Source organism: Streptomyces daliensis (genome assembly GCF_054782395.1).
Map to the genome: position 1 here is coordinate 1 of NZ_BAAGSO010000017.1, position 16,149 is coordinate 16,149.

16 protein-coding genes are annotated in these 16,149 nt (G+C 72.4%); 12 read left to right on the top strand and 4 right to left on the bottom strand.

Annotation, left to right across the window (positions count from 1 at the left end; all coding sequences use genetic code 11):
* Window positions 1-643, bottom strand: a 643-nt coding sequence (locus ACYVOO_RS04855) for a sensor domain-containing protein (RefSeq protein ID WP_461014400.1), incomplete at its 3' end; no start/stop codon positions are given.
* Between the two features lie 339 nt (window positions 644-982).
* Here ACYVOO_RS04855 and ACYVOO_RS04860 point away from each other — a divergent pair.
* The 11 genes from ACYVOO_RS04860 to htpX all read left to right on the top strand — a co-directional run bounded on the left by ACYVOO_RS04860 (window position 983) and on the right by htpX (window position 12,551).
* Window positions 983-1,354 carry an NADH-quinone oxidoreductase subunit A gene (locus tag ACYVOO_RS04860; RefSeq protein WP_453346832.1) on the top strand — a complete coding sequence of 124 codons (372 nt, stop codon included), beginning with the start codon at window positions 983-985 and terminating at the stop codon, window positions 1,352-1,354.
* A complete protein-coding gene (locus tag ACYVOO_RS04865; protein WP_461014401.1) occupies window positions 1,345-2,049 on the top strand; it encodes an NADH-quinone oxidoreductase subunit B in 705 nt (234 codons plus the stop codon). The genes ACYVOO_RS04860 and ACYVOO_RS04865 overlap by 10 nt, the downstream gene beginning before the upstream one ends.
* Window positions 2,046-3,287, top strand: coding sequence for an NADH-quinone oxidoreductase subunit C (locus ACYVOO_RS04870; protein ID WP_461014402.1), 1,242 nt, complete (start codon window positions 2,046-2,048; stop codon window positions 3,285-3,287). The genes ACYVOO_RS04865 and ACYVOO_RS04870 overlap by 4 nt, the downstream gene beginning before the upstream one ends.
* Window positions 3,284-4,246 (top strand): complex I subunit 1/NuoH family protein, encoded by a 963-nt coding sequence (locus ACYVOO_RS04875; RefSeq protein ID WP_461014423.1) that lies wholly within the window; start codon window positions 3,284-3,286, stop codon window positions 4,244-4,246. The genes ACYVOO_RS04870 and ACYVOO_RS04875 overlap by 4 nt, the downstream gene beginning before the upstream one ends.
* The gene (locus tag ACYVOO_RS04880; protein ID WP_461014424.1) at window positions 4,243-4,848 is read left to right on the top strand and encodes a NuoI/complex I 23 kDa subunit family protein; all 606 of its coding nucleotides are present in this window, start codon (window positions 4,243-4,245) and stop codon (window positions 4,846-4,848) included. The genes ACYVOO_RS04875 and ACYVOO_RS04880 overlap by 4 nt, the downstream gene beginning before the upstream one ends.
* Entirely contained in the window at window positions 4,845-5,459 is a 615-nt protein-coding gene (locus tag ACYVOO_RS04885) for an NADH-quinone oxidoreductase subunit J family protein (protein WP_461014403.1), read from the top strand. The genes ACYVOO_RS04880 and ACYVOO_RS04885 overlap by 4 nt, the downstream gene beginning before the upstream one ends.
* Window positions 5,459-5,929 (top strand): NADH-quinone oxidoreductase subunit NuoK, encoded by a 471-nt coding sequence (gene nuoK, locus ACYVOO_RS04890; RefSeq protein ID WP_461014404.1) that lies wholly within the window; start codon window positions 5,459-5,461, stop codon window positions 5,927-5,929. The genes ACYVOO_RS04885 and nuoK overlap by 1 nt, the downstream gene beginning before the upstream one ends.
* Window positions 5,926-8,037, top strand: a complete 2,112-nt coding sequence (locus ACYVOO_RS04895; protein WP_461014405.1) for an NADH-quinone oxidoreductase subunit 5 family protein — start codon at window positions 5,926-5,928, stop codon at window positions 8,035-8,037. Before nuoK ends, ACYVOO_RS04895 begins: the two co-directional genes overlap by 4 nt.
* Window positions 8,038-8,063: 26 nt before the next feature.
* Window positions 8,064-9,809 carry a complex I subunit 4 family protein gene (locus tag ACYVOO_RS04900; RefSeq protein ID WP_461014425.1) on the top strand — a complete coding sequence of 582 codons (1,746 nt, stop codon included), beginning with the start codon at window positions 8,064-8,066 and terminating at the stop codon, window positions 9,807-9,809.
* Complete coding sequence (locus ACYVOO_RS04905; protein ID WP_461014406.1) at window positions 9,806-11,518, top strand: NADH-quinone oxidoreductase subunit N; 1,713 nt, start codon at window positions 9,806-9,808, stop codon at window positions 11,516-11,518. Before ACYVOO_RS04900 ends, ACYVOO_RS04905 begins: the two co-directional genes overlap by 4 nt.
* Before the next feature lie 169 nt (window positions 11,519-11,687).
* Complete coding sequence (htpX, locus tag ACYVOO_RS04910) at window positions 11,688-12,551, top strand: zinc metalloprotease HtpX (protein ID WP_461014407.1); 864 nt, start codon at window positions 11,688-11,690, stop codon at window positions 12,549-12,551.
* 26 nt (window positions 12,552-12,577) lie between these two features.
* Here htpX and ACYVOO_RS04915 read toward each other — a convergent pair whose 3' ends face one another.
* Entirely contained in the window at window positions 12,578-12,979 is a 402-nt protein-coding gene (locus tag ACYVOO_RS04915; RefSeq protein WP_461014408.1) for a YccF domain-containing protein, read from the bottom strand.
* Between the two features lie 75 nt (window positions 12,980-13,054).
* Window positions 13,055-13,696 carry a TetR/AcrR family transcriptional regulator gene (locus tag ACYVOO_RS04920; RefSeq protein WP_461014409.1) on the bottom strand — a complete coding sequence of 214 codons (642 nt, stop codon included), beginning with the start codon at window positions 13,694-13,696 and terminating at the stop codon, window positions 13,055-13,057.
* 175 nt (window positions 13,697-13,871) lie between these two features.
* Between ACYVOO_RS04920 and ACYVOO_RS04925 the strand changes: the two genes are divergently transcribed.
* Complete coding sequence (locus ACYVOO_RS04925; RefSeq protein WP_461014426.1) at window positions 13,872-15,515, top strand: MFS transporter; 1,644 nt, start codon at window positions 13,872-13,874, stop codon at window positions 15,513-15,515.
* Here the strand turns inward: ACYVOO_RS04925 and ACYVOO_RS04930 are convergent.
* Window positions 15,502-15,990 carry a YajQ family cyclic di-GMP-binding protein gene (locus ACYVOO_RS04930; protein ID WP_453346822.1) on the bottom strand — a complete coding sequence of 163 codons (489 nt, stop codon included), beginning with the start codon at window positions 15,988-15,990 and terminating at the stop codon, window positions 15,502-15,504. The two genes, ACYVOO_RS04925 and ACYVOO_RS04930, sit on opposite strands and share 14 nt — an antisense overlap.
* Window positions 15,991-16,149 lie beyond the last annotated feature (159 nt).

A 16,149-nucleotide genomic window follows, 5' to 3' on the forward strand; every position in this document is an offset into this window, starting at 1 on the left:
CGCCGTCGTGGAGGTCGCGTTCGATGCGGCGCAGGTCGGCGGCGGCCGTGTCCACGACCACCCCCCTGTCCGCCTCCAGCTCGGCGACGCGCCGCTCCATCTCGTCGGACGGCGAGAGCAGCGCGCGCACCATGGCCCGGTCGACGTTGGTCAGCCCGCGCGCCAGCCACGGGAGCACGGGCCAGCCGACGAAGAGGGAGACGAGGGTGAGCGCCATCGTGAACCAGCCCCACGGCAGCCTGATGAAGAAGTAGAGCGCGTGCCGCCACGCGACCGAGTCCTTCAGCCGCGCCCACAGCCACGGGAAGAAGCCGTGCCGCCACGCGCGCAGCGGACTCGGCTCCTCGACGCGCACCCCGAGCAGCGCACGGGCGCGGGCCCGTTCCGCCTTGCCCAGTTGGCGGCAGCCGAGCAGGGACAGGGCGAGGAGCGGCAGCCCGACGACCGTCACCGAGAGCAGCACGCTGGCGTAGATGGAGACCGCGATGTAGACAAAACCGAGCACGTCGACCGGCAGGTTGGACAGCAGATGGGCGATCTCCCGCCAGGTCTGCGCGTGGAGCGGGGCCCGGGGAGGGGGCAGCGGCAGCCGGTCGTCGCGGGTGGCGTCGCCACGGGGGGAGGGGAAGGGGCTCGCGGTCATGCTCACAAGACTGTCGGGCGGCGCGGGGGTGCGCCATGGGGTGCGGAGGTGCGTGCGAGTAGGGATAACCCCACCAGGGCGCGGGTAGCGGGGCGCCGTTTCGCCTGGGCGGGCGGCGTGGTGCCGGGGCCGGTGACGGTGCCGGGCGGGCGGGGCGCGTGGTGGGGGCGGGGCGGGTGTGCCGTGGGTGCTTCAGGTGGCGGGTGGTGCCTCACGGGTCGGCGCGGCCGTGGGTGACGCGCCGGTTCGCCAAGGGCCCGCAGGGCCTAGACTCCCGTGCGTACAGATCGTCGAACACGACACACCACCACCACAGCGAGCGAGTGAGGACGGGCGGACGTGCCGGACTACTTCCACGGCTACTCGGTCGTCGGGCTGGTCGCGGTCGTCGGGGTGCTGTTCGTCGCCGTGGCCTTCGGGGCCGGGCGACTGCTGCGGCCCGTGGTGCCGACGCCGGAGAAACTGCTCACGTACGAGTGCGGCGTGGACCCGGTCGGCGAGGGATGGGCGCACACGCAGGTCCGCTACTACGTCTACGCCTTCCTCTACGTCATCTTCGCCGTCGACTCGATCTTCCTGTTCCCGTGGGCGACGGTCTTCGCCGCACCTGGGTTCGGCGGTGTCACGCTGGTGGAGATGTTCATCTTCCTCGGCTTCCTCACCGTGGGCCTGCTGTACGCATGGAAGAAGGGCGTCCTGGAATGGACGTAAGGACGACGGACCTGCCCGAGCCCTCCCCGCGCACGCTGGGACCCCTGGCCCGGCTGGCTCCCGAGCCGATGAAGGTGGTCCTCAACTGGGGCCGCCGCTACAGCCTCTGGGTCTTCAACTTCGGGCTCGCCTGCTGCGCCATCGAGTTCATCGCCGCCTCGATGGCGCGTCACGACTTCATCCGGCTCGGGGTCATCCCCTTCGCGCCGGGCCCGCGGCAGGCGGATCTGATGGTGGTCTCCGGCACGGTGACCGACAAGATGGCCCCGGCCGTGAAGCGGCTCTACGAGCAGATGCCCGAGCCCAAGTACGTGATCTCCTTCGGCGCCTGCTCCAACTGCGGCGGCCCGTACTGGGACTCGTACTCCGTGACGAAGGGCGTCGATCAGATCATCCCCGTCGACGTCTACGTCCCGGGCTGCCCGCCCCGGCCCGAGGCGCTGCTCCAGGGCGTGCTGAAGCTCCAGGAGAAGATCGCCGCCGAGTCGACGGCCAGCCGGTACGGGCCCGATACGGGGAACGGGCCCGCCAGTAACGGTGACGGCACGGGTGACGGCGCGACGGTGTCCGGGGGCCGCCCCTCTGCGGCGGCCCTGACGAGCGGGCTGGTGACGCCACCGCCCGCGCCGGGTACGCCGTCCGCGCCAGGTGCGTCGGGTGCGTCGGACAAGGGCACCGAGGAGAGCGGCCGGTGACCGAAGCCCAGGACCCCAGCACCCCGGGAGCCCCCGGCGCCCCGGACACCGGCGGCGCCCCGGACACCGGCGCGGAGCCCGCGGCCGACGCGACGACGGAGCCCGGTGCGACGACGGAGCCCGGTGCGGCAACGGAGCCCGACGCTCCGCCCGCCCCACCCGTCGGATGGCTGCCCCGTGGCGCCGACGCGCTCTTCGGCGAGGGCGCGCACGCGGAGGAGGCGTACGGCCTCCTCACCGTCGACGTCCCCGCCGCCTCCTGGATCCCCGCGCTGGAGACGGCCCGCGACCAGCTCGGATGCACCTACTTCGACTGGCTGAGCGCGGTCGACGAACCGGGCACCGGCTTCCGCGTCTGCGCCCACGTCGTCGCCCTGCCGACCGGCCCGCGACAGGGGGAGGCACCGGAACAGGGGGCGGAACAGGCGCCGGGACTCAACCGTCTGGTGCTGCGCACCACCGTCCCTCACGAGGCACCGGTCCTGCCGACCGCGACCGCCGTGTACGCGGGCGCGGCCTGGCACGAGCGCGAGACCCACGAGATGTTCGGCCTCGGCTTCACCGGACACCCCCACCTCGTACCCCTGCTGCTCCCCGACGGCTTCGAGGGGCACCCCCTGCGCAAGGACTTCGTCCTGGCCGCACGCGTCGCCAAGGCGTGGCCGGGCGCGAAGGAGCCGGGCGAGTCCGAGCACGGCGGCCCGAAGCGCCGTCAGATGCTCCCTCCCGGCGTCCCCGACCCGAACGAGTGGGGCCCGCTGAAGGGCCAGCTCCCACCCGTACCCTCGCGCCCCGCGCGGGGCCGCGCCGCGTCCGGCGAGCGCCCGGCGCGACGTACCCGTTCGGCCACAGCGGGCTCCGCCAGCCAGCAAGGCCAGCGAGAAACACCCTCGGCGGAGACGCCCGCGAGCAGCCCTGAGCGCCCGGCGCGCCGTACCCGTTCCGCCTCCGCAGGCTCCGCCAGCCAGCGCGCGACCCCCGAGAGGGCCGCCGGGCAGGCCCCCGATCAGCCCTCCGGCCCCGAGCAGGCGGCCCCGGAGCCCGCGAAGGAGCCACGCGCCGAGCCGGGCACCCGTTCCTCCGACGCCCCCTGGCACACGGCCCGCCCGGCCTTCGAGTCCCCGGAGCAGACGACTCCGGACACGACGGGCCCCGCCGAGGCGGAGGCGGAAGACAACCGGCGGGCCGGACGACGGACCGGTGAGGACGAGGAGAAGCAGACAGGGGGCGACGACTGATGGACGTGCTCGACGTCGCATGGCGCCTGCTCGCCGTGCTGCTCGCGTTCCTCGTCCTGCCGCTGCTCGTGGGTCAGACCGAGCACAAGGTCATGGCCCATATGCAGGGGCGGGTCGGCCCGATGTACGCGGGCGGCTTCCACGGCTGGGCGCAACTCGTCGCCGACGGCGTGAAGTTCGCGCAGAAGGAAGACATCGTTCCGACGGGCGCCGACCGCCGTATCTTCCAGCTGGCCCCCGCCGTAGCGCTCATCCCGTACCTCCTCGTTCTCGTCGCCATCCCCGTCGCGCCCGACGGGGGCGTCCTCCAGGCCGTGGACGCGGGGATCTTCTTCGTGCTCGCCGTGATGGGCGTCGGCGTGCTCGGCTCGCTCATGGGCGGCTGGGCTTCGGCCAACAAGTTCTCCCTCCTCGGCGGTCTCCGCACCGCCGCGCAGCTCATGGCGTACGAGCTGCCCATGCTGCTCGCCGCCGCCTCCGTGGCCATGGCAGCCGGAACCCTTTCCCTTCCCGGCATCCTGGACGCCTGGGAGTGGTGGTGGCTGCCGTGGCAGATCATCGGCGGCCTGGTCTTCTTCGTCGCCGGACTCGCCGAACTCCAGCGGCCTCCCTTCGACGCCCCCGTCGCCGACTCCGAGATCATCTTCGGTGCCTACACGGAGTACACCGGACTCCGCTTCGCGCTGTTCCTCCTCGCCGAGTACGCGGGCATCGTCATCCTGTCCGCGCTGACCACCGTGCTCTTCCTCGGCGGCTGGCACGGGCCGTGGTCCGGTGAGCTGGGCTGGGTGTGGACCCTGCTCAAGACCGCCGTACTGGCCTTCGGCGTCATCTGGCTGCGGGTGAGCTACCCGCGGCTGCGCGAGGACCAGATCCAGCGCGTCGCCTGGACCGTGCTCGTGCCGCTCGCCCTCCTCCAGATCGCCCTCACCGGCGTCATCAAGGTGGTGATCTCCTGATGCCCCTCCCCGGATCCGGGCTCGTCAAGGGCCTGGCCGTCACCCTCCGCACGATGACCCGCCGGTCGGTCACCGAGCACTATCCCGACGTCCAGCCCGAACTGCCCCCGCGCACGCGCGGCGTCATCGGCCTGTTCGAGGAGAACTGCACGGTCTGCATGCTGTGCGCCCGCGAGTGCCCCGACTGGTGCATCTACATCGACTCCCACAAGGAGACGGTGCCCCCGGCCGCGCCCGGTGGCCGCGAGCGCAGCCGCAACGTGCTCGACCGCTTCGCCATCGACTTCTCGCTGTGCATGTACTGCGGTATCTGCATCGAGGTCTGTCCTTTCGACGCGCTGTTCTGGTCACCGGAGTTCGAGTACGCCGAGACGGACATCCACAACCTCACCCACGAGCGCGACAAGCTGCGCGAGTGGATGTGGACGGTGCCCGAGCCGCCCGCGCTCGACGCCTCGGCCGAGGAGCCCAAGGAGATCGCCGCCGCCCGCAAGACGGCGGACAAACTCGCCGCGGCCCAGCAGGCCGACGCCGACGCCGAGACCCAGAGCCAGGACCAGCCCCAGCAGCCCCAGCAGCCCCAGCAGGAGGGCGACGCGTGACCGCCGCCGCTGCCCACCCCGGCTTCCTCTCACCGACCGGGGTCGAGATCGTCTTCGTCCTCGTCGGCCTCGCCACGCTCGGCGCTGCGGTCGTCACCGTCACCACCAAGCAGCTCGTGCACGCCGCGCTGTGGCTCGTCGCCGCGCTCGGCGGAGTCGCCGTCGAATACCTCCTCCTCACCGCTGAGTTCATCGCCTGGGTACAGGTGCTGATCTACGTCGGTTCCGTCGTGGTCCTCCTCCTCTTCGGGCTGATGCTCACCAGGGCGCCCATCGGCCGTTCGCCGGACGCCGACTCCGGCAACCGCTGGGTCGCGCTGGCCGTCGCGGTGGCCGCCGCTGCGACCCTGGTCACGCTGGTCGTGGACGCCTTCCGTGCGACCTGGATCGATCTCGACTCCGCCGTGCTGGGCTCCACCAAGGTGACCGGCGAAGCGCTCTTCCGGCACTGGGTGCTGCCCTTCGAAGCTCTCTCCGTCCTCCTCCTCGCGGCGCTCGTCGGCGCGATCGTCCTCTCCCGCCGCCCCGGCCGGGACGACGCGCCGAAACCCCGCACCAGGAACGGCGGCGCCCCCGCCCGCAAACCCCCCTTCAGGGAGGGCCAGCGCTGATGCACCTCGCCTATCCCGCCGTCCTCGCCGTCCTCCTCTTCTGCACCGGTCTCTACGGCGTCCTCGCCCGCCGCAACGCGATCCTGGTGCTGATGTCCGTCGAGCTGATGCTCAACGCCGTCAACCTCAACCTCGTCGCCTTCGACGTCTGGCTCCGCGACACGCTCCACGCGGGCCAGGCGCTCACGCTCTTCACCATCGCCATCGCCGCCGCCGAGATCGGCATTGGTCTCGCCGTCGTGCTGCTCGTCTACCGCAACCGCGGCAGCTCCGACGTCGACAGACTGAGAGACCTCCGGGAGGGAGGCGCTGCGGGCGTCTCCGCAGGCGGCTCTGACGATACGGAAAGTCTGACACCCGCCACTGACAGTGACGGTGGCGGCGGCAGAGGCAGCACCGCCGACAGAGCCGGTGACGGCGACGGGAAACGCTCTGACCAGGGGAAGACCGCAGGAAGGCGGACCGCGTGACCACCACGACCCTCGCCGTCCTCGTCCCCCTGCTGCCCTTCCTCGGCGCCGTCGCCGGACTCCTCCTCGGGCGGCGCGTGCCCGGTCTTGTACGGCCCCTCGCCGTGCTGCCCACGCTCCTCGCCGCCGTCCTCGCCGTCCTCGTCGCCGCGCGGCAGGGCGGCGGCACCGCGCTGCGTGCCGCGACCGAGCTGGCGCCGACGGGCAACGACGCGCTGACCGTCCAACTGGCCCTGCACCTGGACGGCTTCGCGGTCCTGGTGGCCGTGCTCGTCGGCGTCGTCGCCACCTGCGTGCAGGTGTACTCCACCGGGTACCTCCGCGACGACCCGCGCTACGCCTCGTACGCGGCCCTCGTCTCCCTCTTCACCGCCGCGATGCTGCTCGTCGTCTACAGCGACGACCTCATCGTGCTGCTGGTCGGCTGGGAGATCATGGGCATCTGCTCGTACTTCCTCGTCGGGCACTACTGGGAGACGAGCGCGGCGCGCTCCGCCTCCCTCAAGGCGTTCCTGGTCACCAAGCTCGGCGACGTCCCCTTCCTGATCGGCATCCTGGCCCTCGCGTCCGACGCGGGCACCTTCCGCATCAGCGAGATCACCGCCAAGCTCGCCTCGTCCCTCTCCGGCTTCGAACTGGCCCACCCCACCGTGGTGGGGCTGCTGCTGCTCGCCGGGGTCGCGGGCAAGTCGGCGCAGTTCCCGCTGCACACCTGGCTGCCGGACGCGATGGCGGGCCCGACGCCCGTGTCCGCGCTGATCCACGCCGCGACGATGGTCGCCGCCGGTGTCTACTTCGTGGCCCGGCTGCTGCCGGTCTTCGCCGCCTCGGCCGTCGTGCTCGTCGTGCTGGCGCTGATGGCCGCCGCCACCATGATCGGTTCGGCGCTCGCGGCGCTGGCGCAGGACGACATCAAACGCGTCCTCGCCTACTCGACCGTCGGCCAGCTCGCCTACGTGGCCGCCGCGCTGGCCGTCGCCGACCGTGGCGCGGCCGTCTTCCACATCCTCACCCACGGCGCGTTCAAGGCACTGCTCTTCCTCGCCGCCGGGGTCGTCATCCACGCCGCGGGCACCAACTCGCTGGCGGCGATGGCCCGCATGGGAGGCATCGCCAAGCGGGCCCCCGACGCCTACTGGACCATGTCCGTCGGGCTCCTCGCGCTGGCCGCCGTCCCGCCCTTCGCGGGCTTCTTCTCCAAGGAAGCGGTGCTCGGCGCCGCCGAGCACGCGGCCTTCGGCGAGCAGCACGGCGTACCGGCGGGCGCGGGCTGGGTCGTCCTCGTGGCCGGGATGTTCACCGCGCTCCTCACCGCCGCCTACGCGACCCGGCTGTGGCTGCTGGCCTTCCGCGGCAACGGCGCCCCCGAACCCGGGTCCGAGGCCGAACCCGGGTCCGAGGCCGAGGCCGAGCCCGGGTCCGAGGCCGAGCCCGGGTCCGACGCCGCATCCGCGCACGGGGACGCACACGGCCGGGTGCCCGTCGTCATGAACGTCGTCCTCTGGATCCTCGCCCTGCCCTCCCTCGCGCTGGGCCTGCTCTTCGGCGCGCTCCCCGGCTGGTTCGACGGCCACTCGCTCGCGCCGACCCTCGCCACCTCCGTGCTGGCAACGGGCGTCGCGCTCGTCGGCGGGATCATGACCTACGCGGCCTGGCGGCACACCACCGCGCTCGCCGCGGCGCGCACAGCCCTGGGCGCCGTCGCCGCGCACCCCGACGCCGACCCCGCGCTCTCCGAGGCCGAGGCCATCGCCACCCACGAACCCGCCTACGGCGACATCGCCTCGGCGCCCGACCCCGCCGACCCCGGACGGCTCCTCCTCGGCCCCCTCCACCGCCACGCGGTGCACGGCTTCCACCTCGACGCCGTCTACGCCGCGCTGGTGGTCAGGCCGACCCTCGCCGCCGCAGGGCTGGTGCGCTTCCTCGACCGCGACGTCGTCGAGACCTACGTGCGCGGAGCGGGACTCGGGCCGCGCCTCCTGGGCGCGCTCGTACGCCGCACCCAGACGGGCAACGTGCAGACCTATCTCGGGGCGCTGCTCGCGGGCTCCCTCGTCCTCGCCCTGGCCGCGGTCCTCGTCGCCACCGGAACCGGAGGAGCGTGAGCGTGCTCTCCCTCAGCAACACCGTCATGCAGCTTCTCCTCGCCGCCGTCCTCGTGCTGCCGCTGCTCGGCGCCGCCGCCGCGCTGCTGCCCGCGCCTCCGGGGCTGCGGGGCAGCGGCCCGGATCAGGCCGTGCTCCGCCACGGCGTCACCGTCACAGGGGCCGTGCTGGCCGCGACGGTGGTGCTCGCGCTCGGCTTCGACCACGGCCATCCGGCGGCCATGCAGGCCGAGTCCGACGTCGCCTGGATCCCGTCGCTCGGTATCCGTCTCCACCTCGGCATCGACGGCGTCTCCCTCCCGCTCCTCGTGATGACCGCGCTGCTGACCTTCCTCTGCGCGCTCTACAGCTACCGCAAGATGCCCGCGGGCCCGTCCCCGAAGGCGTTCGTCGCGCTGATCCTCGTCCTGGAGTCCGGCACCCTCGCCACCTTCGCCGTCCTCGATCTGATGCTGTTCTTCCTGGCCTTCGAGATGGTGCTCATCCCGATGTACTTCCTCATCGCCCGCTGGGGCGGCGGGGACAAGGCACGCGCTGCCTGGAAGTTCATCCTCTACACGCTGCTCGGCTCCGTCGTGATGCTGCTCGGGCTGCTGCTCATCGGCCTTCGCGGCGGCACCTTCGACATGGTGGCACTCGCCTCTGACAACGGCCGCGGACTGGGCCACACCACCCAGCTCCTGGCCGTCCTCGCCATCGGCGCCGGACTCGCCGTCAAGACCCCGATGTGGCCGCTGCACAGCTGGCTCCCCGACGCGCACACCGCCGCGCCCACGGCCGGTTCGGTGCTGCTCGCGGGCGTGCTGCTGAAAATGGGCACCTACGGGTTCGTGCGTATCCTGCTCCCCGTCGCCCCCGAGGGCATGCGGACCTTCGCGCCCTACCTGGCCGCGTTCGCGGCCGTCGGCATCGTCTACGGGTCGCTCGCCTGCCTCGCCCTGGCCCGCAGGGGCGCGCGCGGCGACCTCAAGAGGCTCATCGCGTACTCCTCCGTCGGGCACATGGGCTTCGTCCTCCTGGGCATCGCGTCCATGACCCGTACGGGTGTGAACGGCGCCCTGTTCGCCAACATCGCGCACGGCCTCATCACGGGGCTGCTGTTCTTCCTCGTCGGCGCCCTCAAGGACCGCACCGGCACCACCGACCTGGACGCGCTCTCCGGCAGGACGGGCGCGGCACTCTACGGGAGCGCGCCCCGCTTCGGCGGCCTCCTCGCCTTCGGGGCCGTCGCCTCCCTGGGGCTGCCGGGGCTCGCGGGCTTCTGGGGCGAGATGCTCGCGCTGCTCGGCGCATACCACCCGGCCGACGGGCTCAGCCGCCCCGCCTTCCTCACCTTCATGGCGGTCGGCGCCCTGGGCACGCTGCTGACGGCCGCCTACATGCTCGTCGTCGTGCGGCGCGTGTGCATGGGTGATCCGCACGAGGCGCCGACGTACGGCCAGGCGGGCGCGGCGGGCCCGGCGGACGGTGCGACGCGTGAACCGGAGCGCGTCGCCGTGGGCGCGCTCGCCGCGCTCGCCGCGCCCGCCGTGCGCGCCGAGGTCGGGTCCGACGCGGAGACCGGGGCCCCCGAACCCGGGTCCGGCACCGGCCCCGAGCCCGGCCCAGGCACCGCATCCACGCCCACACCCGTGCCCGACGTGCGCCCGTACGAGTTCGCCGCCTGGACCCCCCTCGTCGCCCTCACCGTCCTCGCCGGACTGTGGCCCGCGGTGCTGCTCGGGCTCACCGAACCGGCCGTGCAGAACCTCCTGCCAGGAGTGACCCGATGACCACCGTCACCACCGCCGCAGGCGCCGTCCAGTCCGTCGACTGGGTCGCCATCGCACCGCCGACCGTCGCCGCCGTGGTGGGCCTCGCCGTCCTGGTCGCCGACCTCTTCCTGCGCGAGAGCCGCAAACCGCTGCTCGGCTGGGCCGCCGTCGCGGGGCTCGCGCTGTCGGCGCTGGCGCTGCTGCCGCTCGTCGGCGGTGACGAGCGCGCGACGTTCTGCCTGACCACCGACCCCGCCGCGTGCAGCTACGTGGCCGACCGGTTCACCCTCGTGGTGCAGTTCCTCGTCCTGGGGGCCGCGTTCGTCGTCGGTCTGCTGTCGATGTCCTCCGTACGGGACAGCGAACTGCCCCCGGGCGAGTTCTGGTTCCTGCTGCTGTCCTCCGCCGCCGGGGCCGCGCTGCTGCCCGCCTCGCGCGATCTGGCCACCCTCGTGATCGCGCTCGAAGTGGCCTCGCTCCCGGCGTTCGCGCTGGTCGGGCTGCGTCGCGGCGAACGGCTCTCCTCCGAGGCGGCGCTGAAGTTCTTCCTGTCCTCCGTCACCGCGACGGCCGTCATGCTGCTCGGCGTCAGCTTCGTCTACGCGGCAGCAGGCAGCCTCCACCTCGGTACCGTGGCCGAGGCCCTACCGGACGCTGATCCCAGGCTGAGCACCCTGGCGACCGTCGGCGTCGCGCTCACCCTCGTCGGCTTCGCCTTCAAGACAGCGGCGGTCCCCTTCCACTTCTGGGTCCCCGAGACGTACGTGGGCGCGCCCCTGCCCGTCGCCGCCTACCTCTCCGTCGTCGGCAAGGCCGCCGGCCTCTCCGGGCTGATCCTCGTCACCGTCGTCGCCTTCCCCTCCTACGGCGACGTCTGGGGCCCCGCGCTCGCCGTGCTGGCCGCGCTCACCATGACCGTCGGCAACGTCGCCGCGCTGCGCCAGCGCGTCGACCGCACGTACAGCGCCGTCCGCCTCCTCGCCTGGTCCTCGGTCGGGCAGGCGGGCTACCTCCTGGTGCCGATCGCCGCCGCGGCCTACGTCGACGAGCCGGGCGAGGCCGTGGGCGCCACGGTCGCCTACGCGCTGATGTACGCCGTCGTGAACCTCGGCGCCTTCGCCGTCGCCGCCGTCCTCGGCCGACCCGGCACGGCGAAGCCCGGGGGCGCGGGTCCGGGCCCGGACCCGGCTCCGGACCCGGACGGCCTGGACGTGGCCCGCGACACCGCGGCCAACCGCCTCACCGACTACCGCGGCCTCTACGCCCGCAGCCCCCTCACGGCCCTCGCGATGGGCTTCTTCCTGCTCTGCCTCGCGGGGCTGCCCCCGGGCGTCATCGGCCTCTTCGCGAAGGTCACCGTCTTCCGCTCCGCCGTGGACGCGGGCCTGGGCTGGCTCGCCGTCGTCATGGCGGTGAACGTCGTGATCGCGCTCTACTACTACCTGCGCTGGACGGCGGTGCTCTTCCGCGCCCCGGAGCGGGAGCCCGGCGTGGCGTACGAGCCGGAGGCCGGACCGGAGCCAGGTCAGGAGTCCGGCGCCGCCGCTACGGCCACCGCCACCGCCACCGCCACCGCGACCGCCGTACGGGCGGACGCCGCGGCCCACGCGCGGCTCGCCGTGAGCGCCCCCCTCGCCGTGAGCATCGCCCTCACGGCCGTCCTGGCGCTCGCCCTCTCCGGCGCCCCGCAGCTCGTCCTGCGGTTCGCCTCGGGCGGCCTGCTGTAGCGCTGTGGCGCCGTGCGCTGTAGCGGCCGGGCCCCGCCCCGGCCGCCCCGGCCGTGCCGCGGGAACCCACCACCTCCGGTTCGCGTTGGTCTGTACGTGAGGGTCCACTGGAAGGTGGAACATCCACCTGGCTCAGGGTTCCCCTGCTGCACCACCTGGAGGGCGTACCGTGCACCGCCGGCACAACGGGCTGAGGACAGCCCTACTCCTCGGGGGACTGTCCGCTCTCATCATCGTCATCGGCAGCTTCTTCGGCCGTGCGGGACTGGTCGTCGCGCTGCTCGTCGCACTGGGCACCAACGCCTATGCGTACTGGAACAGCGACAAACTCGCGCTCCGCGCCATGCGGGCCCGTCCCGTCAGCGAGTTCGAGGCGCCGGAGCTGTACCGCATGGTCCGTGAGCTGTCCACGGCGGCGCGGCAGCCCATGCCGCGTCTCTACATCTCGCCGACGCAGGCGCCGAACGCGTTCGCCACCGGCCGCAACCCCCGTAACGCGGCCGTGTGCTGCACCGACGGCATCCTGCGCCTGCTCGACGCGCGCGAGCTGCGCGGGGTCATCGGGCACGAGCTGAGCCATGTCTACAACCGGGACATCCTCATCTCGTCGGTCGCCGGAGCCCTCGCCTCCGTCGTGATGTTCCTGGTCAACTTCGCCTGGCTGATCCCCTTCGGCCGCTCGGACGACGATGACGGGCCCGGCCTGTTCGGCATGCTGCTGATCATGATCCTGGGCCCGCTGGCCGCGTCCCTGATCCAGCTCGCCGTCTCCCGCTCCCGCGAGTACGAGGCCGACGCCTCCGGCGCGCAGCTCACCGGCGATCCGCTGGCCCTGGCCTCGGCGCTGCGCAAGCTGGACGCCGGGACCAAGCAGCTGCCGCTGCCGCCCGAGCCCCGGCTGGAGACGGCGAGCCACATGATGATCGCGAACCCGTTCCGGCGCGGCGAGGGCCTCTCCAAGCTCTTCTCCACCCACCCGCCCATGAACGAGCGGGTGGCCAGGCTGGAGAGGATGGCGGGCCGGAGCCAGTGAGTGCGCCGCCCGCTATGGCATGAACGTCACCTCGCGCCGAAGCGCTGGTCGCTCGGGACGACGTCCCTGCCCAGCGGCATCAGCGAGATCGGGATCAGCTTGAGGTTCGCCCAGCCGAAGGGGATGCCGATGATCGAGACGAACAGCGGGATGCTGGTGAGCAGGTGCCCGAGGGCCAGCCACCAGCCCGCGAAGACGGTCCAGATCACGTTCCCGACGAACGACGGCGCCCCGGCTCCAGGGTGCTCCACCGTCGTACGGCCGAACGGCCACAGCACGTAGCCCGCGATCCGGAACGAGGCCACGCCGAACGGGATCGTGATGATCAGGACGCAGCAGATGACGCCCGCGATGACGTAGCCGATCGCCATCCAGATTCCGCAGAAGACGAGCCACAGCAGGTTGAGGATCAAGTCGAGCAGCTTCATGTGCGTAAGCCTCCCACGCGCCCACCGTTCATGATCAAAACCGTTCATGACTGAGGCGGTTCATGAACGAGGCCGTTACGTTCCCGACTGAGCCGTGTCTTCCGCGTCTTCCGCGGTCTCCGTCCCCGTATCCGTACCCGCGTCCGCGTCCGTGACGATCCGCCGCATGGCCTCGATCAACTCATGGCCGGGCAGCGCGTACTCCGGGGCGAGGGCCTTCTGGACGACGAGTCCGGCGACCAGCGCGTGGTAGAAGCCCCCGTAGACGCGGGCCTCGTCCTCGGTCACCTCGTCCTGAGGCTTCCCGTTGAAGAGGGACACGAGCCCCGCACGGGCCTCGGGCAGTACCCGGGCGAAGGCCGCGCGCAGCTCCGGGTCGTCGTCCGCGCTCAGCACCGCCTCCAGGTTCGCCGACCAGAGGCGCTGATGCCGCTCGAAGAGCGCCGTGGCCTTGGACCAGCCCGCCTCGAAGCGCTCCGCCAAGGGGGCGTCGGGGGAGACCTCCTTCTCCAGCGCCTCCTGGACGTCGTCGCCCCAGTCGCCAACGGCCGCGAAGAGCGCCTCGCGCATCAGCGCGTCCTTGGAACCGTAGTGATAGCCGATCGAGGCGAGATTCGTTCCGGACGCCTTCACGATGTCCCGCGCGGTGGTGCGCGCGTACCCCTTCTCCAGCAGGCAGCGCTTGGCGCCGTCCAGCAGATCCTCGCGATGTCCCATGCGCACGACTGTATCGGTGCGCTGTACGGCCGTCCCAGACGTACGTACGTCTTATACAAGCGTCCTAGACAAGCGTTTAAGACGCCCGTATATTCGCGCCATGCCAACCTCTCCGACGCCTCCCTCCGATCCCTCGCGGTCGCCGTTACAGCCGTCGCCCCCGCTCCCGCCCCCGATGCCGCCGCGCGCCGGGCGGCGCGAGTGGACGGCGCTTGGCGTGCTGATGCTGCCGCTGCTCCTGGTCTCCATGGACGTCTCCGTCCTCTACTTCGCCGTCCCCGCCATCAGCGCCGACCTCGCGCCCAGCGCGGCGCAGCAACTGTGGATCTTCGACATCTACGCGTTCGTCCTCGCCGGACTACTGATCACGATGGGTTCACTGGGCGACCGCATCGGCCGCCGCAGACTGCTGCTGCTCGGGGCCGCCGCCTTCGGGGCGGCCTCCGTGACCGCCGCGTACGCGACCAGTGCCGAGCTGCTGATCGCCGCACGCGCCCTGCTCGGCATCGGCGGCGCCACGCTGATGCCCTCGACCCTGGCGCTCGTACGCAACCTCTTCCTCGACGCACGCCAGCGCGCCGCCGCCATCGGCGTCTGGTCCGCGGTGATGACGGGCGGCGTCGCGCTGGGCTCGGTGCTGAGCGGGGTGCTGGTGGAGCACTTCTGGTGGGGGTCGGTCTTCCTCGTCAACGTCCCCGCGATGCTGCTCCTGCTGGCCCTCGCCCCGGTGCTCATACCGGAGTCCAGGGACCCGGAGCCCGGGCGGTTCGACCTGCTGAGCGTCCCGCTGTCGATGGCCGCCGTACTGCCCGTGATCTACGGCCTGAAGCGCGCCGCCGAGCACGGCCCCGACGGCGTCTCAGGGCTCGCCGTCCTCGCGGGGCTCGGCTTCGCGGCGGCCTTCGTGCGACGTCAGCGCACCCGTGCGGCCCCGATGATCAGCCCGGACCTGTTCCGCGAGCGCGGCTACGCGTCAGCGGTCGTCCTCAACCTCGTTGCCGCCTTCGCGATGATGGGCTCGGCCTACTTCACGACGCAATACCTCCAGTCCGTGCTCGGCATGGGAGCCCTGGAGGCGGCGCTGTGGAGCCTGGCCCCGTCCGTGGCCATCGGCGCCGCGGCCCCCGTCGCCACCACCCTCGTCCAGCGGGGCGCCGACCGCGCCCGCGTGGTGTGCGGAGGGTTCCTCGTCGCGGCGGCCGGATTCGGGGTGCTCGGGCTGTGCGGCACGGATTCCCTGGTGACGGTGCTCGTCGGCGCGGGGGTGCTGGCCTGCGGCATCGTCACGGTGATGTCGCAGCTCACCGACCTCGCGCTGGGCGCGGTCCCGCCGCGACGCGCCGGCTCGGCCAGCTCCGTACTGGAGACGGGGCAGGAGTTCGGCGGGGCCCTGGGCATGGCCCTGCTCGGCAGCGTCGGCGCGGCGCTCTACCGTCGCGACCTCGACGGCTCCCTGCCCGCCGGCCTCCCCGCGCGGGCGGCCGAGGCGGCCCGCGAGACGCTCGGCGGCGCCGCGGCCGTCGCGGAGCGGCTGCACGGGCGTACGGGGGAGGCGGTGCTCGGCGCGGCGCGCGAGGCGTTCACGCACGGGATGCGGGGCGCGGCGCTCGTCGCGGTTGTGGTGCTGGTGGGGGCCGCGCTGGCCAGCGTGCGGGCGCTGGGGCGGGGACGGGTGCGGGGGCGGGTGCCGGAAACGGCCCGTTCCGGCACCCGTACCGGTGCCCCTGCCGGCGCCCCCGGGGACGGTTCCGGCGTCCGGCCGTCGCCCGGTGAGGGCGCGGAGGGCGCGGAGGCTCAGCGACCGCTCAGCGGTAGTTGACGAACTGGAGGGCGAAGTCGAAGTCCTTGCCCTTCAGCAGGCTGATGACGTCCTGGAGGTGGTCACGGCTCTTGGAGGACACCCGCAGCTCGTCGCCCTGGACCTGGGCCTTCACGCCCTTGGGGCCCTCGTCGCGGATGATCTTCGCCACCTTCTTGGCGTCGTCCTGGGAGATCCCCTCCTTCAGGGACCCGAAGATCTTGTACTCCTTGCCGGACGACTGCGGCTCGCCCGTGTCCAGCGCCTTCAGGGAGATCCCGCGCTTGACCAGCTTGGACTGGAAGATGTCGAGGACGGCCTTCACGCGCTCCTCGGAGTTGGCGCGCATCTCGATCTTCTCGCCCGACCACTCGATCGAGGCGCCCACGCCCTTGAAGTCGTAGCGCTGCGCGATCTCCTTGGCGGCCTGGTTGAGCGCGTTGTCGACCTCCTGCCGCTCGACCTTCGAGACGATGTCGAAACTGGAGTCGGCCATGGTGAGTTGGCTCCTCGTGCGTAGATCCGTCAGGGAAGCGGCCCGCGCGCGGGCCGCGCAGCAAGCCTAGCCACCCGCCCCCTCATCCACCGCTGATCAACCGAGTGGCGAACCACCCCCGGTCATCGGGTATGGTTTACACCGTTGCCACAGAGCACC

Bases quoted from the DNA above. Each gene is read 5' to 3' on its own strand.
- nuoK (WP_461014404.1), top strand. From the start codon at position 5,459: ATGCACCTCGCCTATCCCGCCGTCCTCGCCGTCCTCCTCTTCTGCACC.
- ACYVOO_RS04915 (WP_461014408.1), bottom strand. From the start codon at position 12,979: ATGAAGCTGCTCGACTTGATCCTCAACCTGCTGTGGCTCGTCTTCTGC.
- ACYVOO_RS04930 (WP_453346822.1), bottom strand. From the start codon at position 15,990: ATGGCCGACTCCAGTTTCGACATCGTCTCGAAGGTCGAGCGGCAGGAG.
- ACYVOO_RS04865 (WP_461014401.1), top strand. From the start codon at position 1,345: ATGGACGTAAGGACGACGGACCTGCCCGAGCCCTCCCCGCGCACGCTG.
- ACYVOO_RS04925 (WP_461014426.1), top strand. From the start codon at position 13,872: ATGCCGCCGCGCGCCGGGCGGCGCGAGTGGACGGCGCTTGGCGTGCTG.
- ACYVOO_RS04905 (WP_461014406.1), top strand. From the start codon at position 9,806: ATGACCACCGTCACCACCGCCGCAGGCGCCGTCCAGTCCGTCGACTGG.
- ACYVOO_RS04920 (WP_461014409.1), bottom strand. From the start codon at position 13,696: ATGGGACATCGCGAGGATCTGCTGGACGGCGCCAAGCGCTGCCTGCTG.
- ACYVOO_RS04900 (WP_461014425.1), top strand. From the start codon at position 8,064: ATGCAGCTTCTCCTCGCCGCCGTCCTCGTGCTGCCGCTGCTCGGCGCC.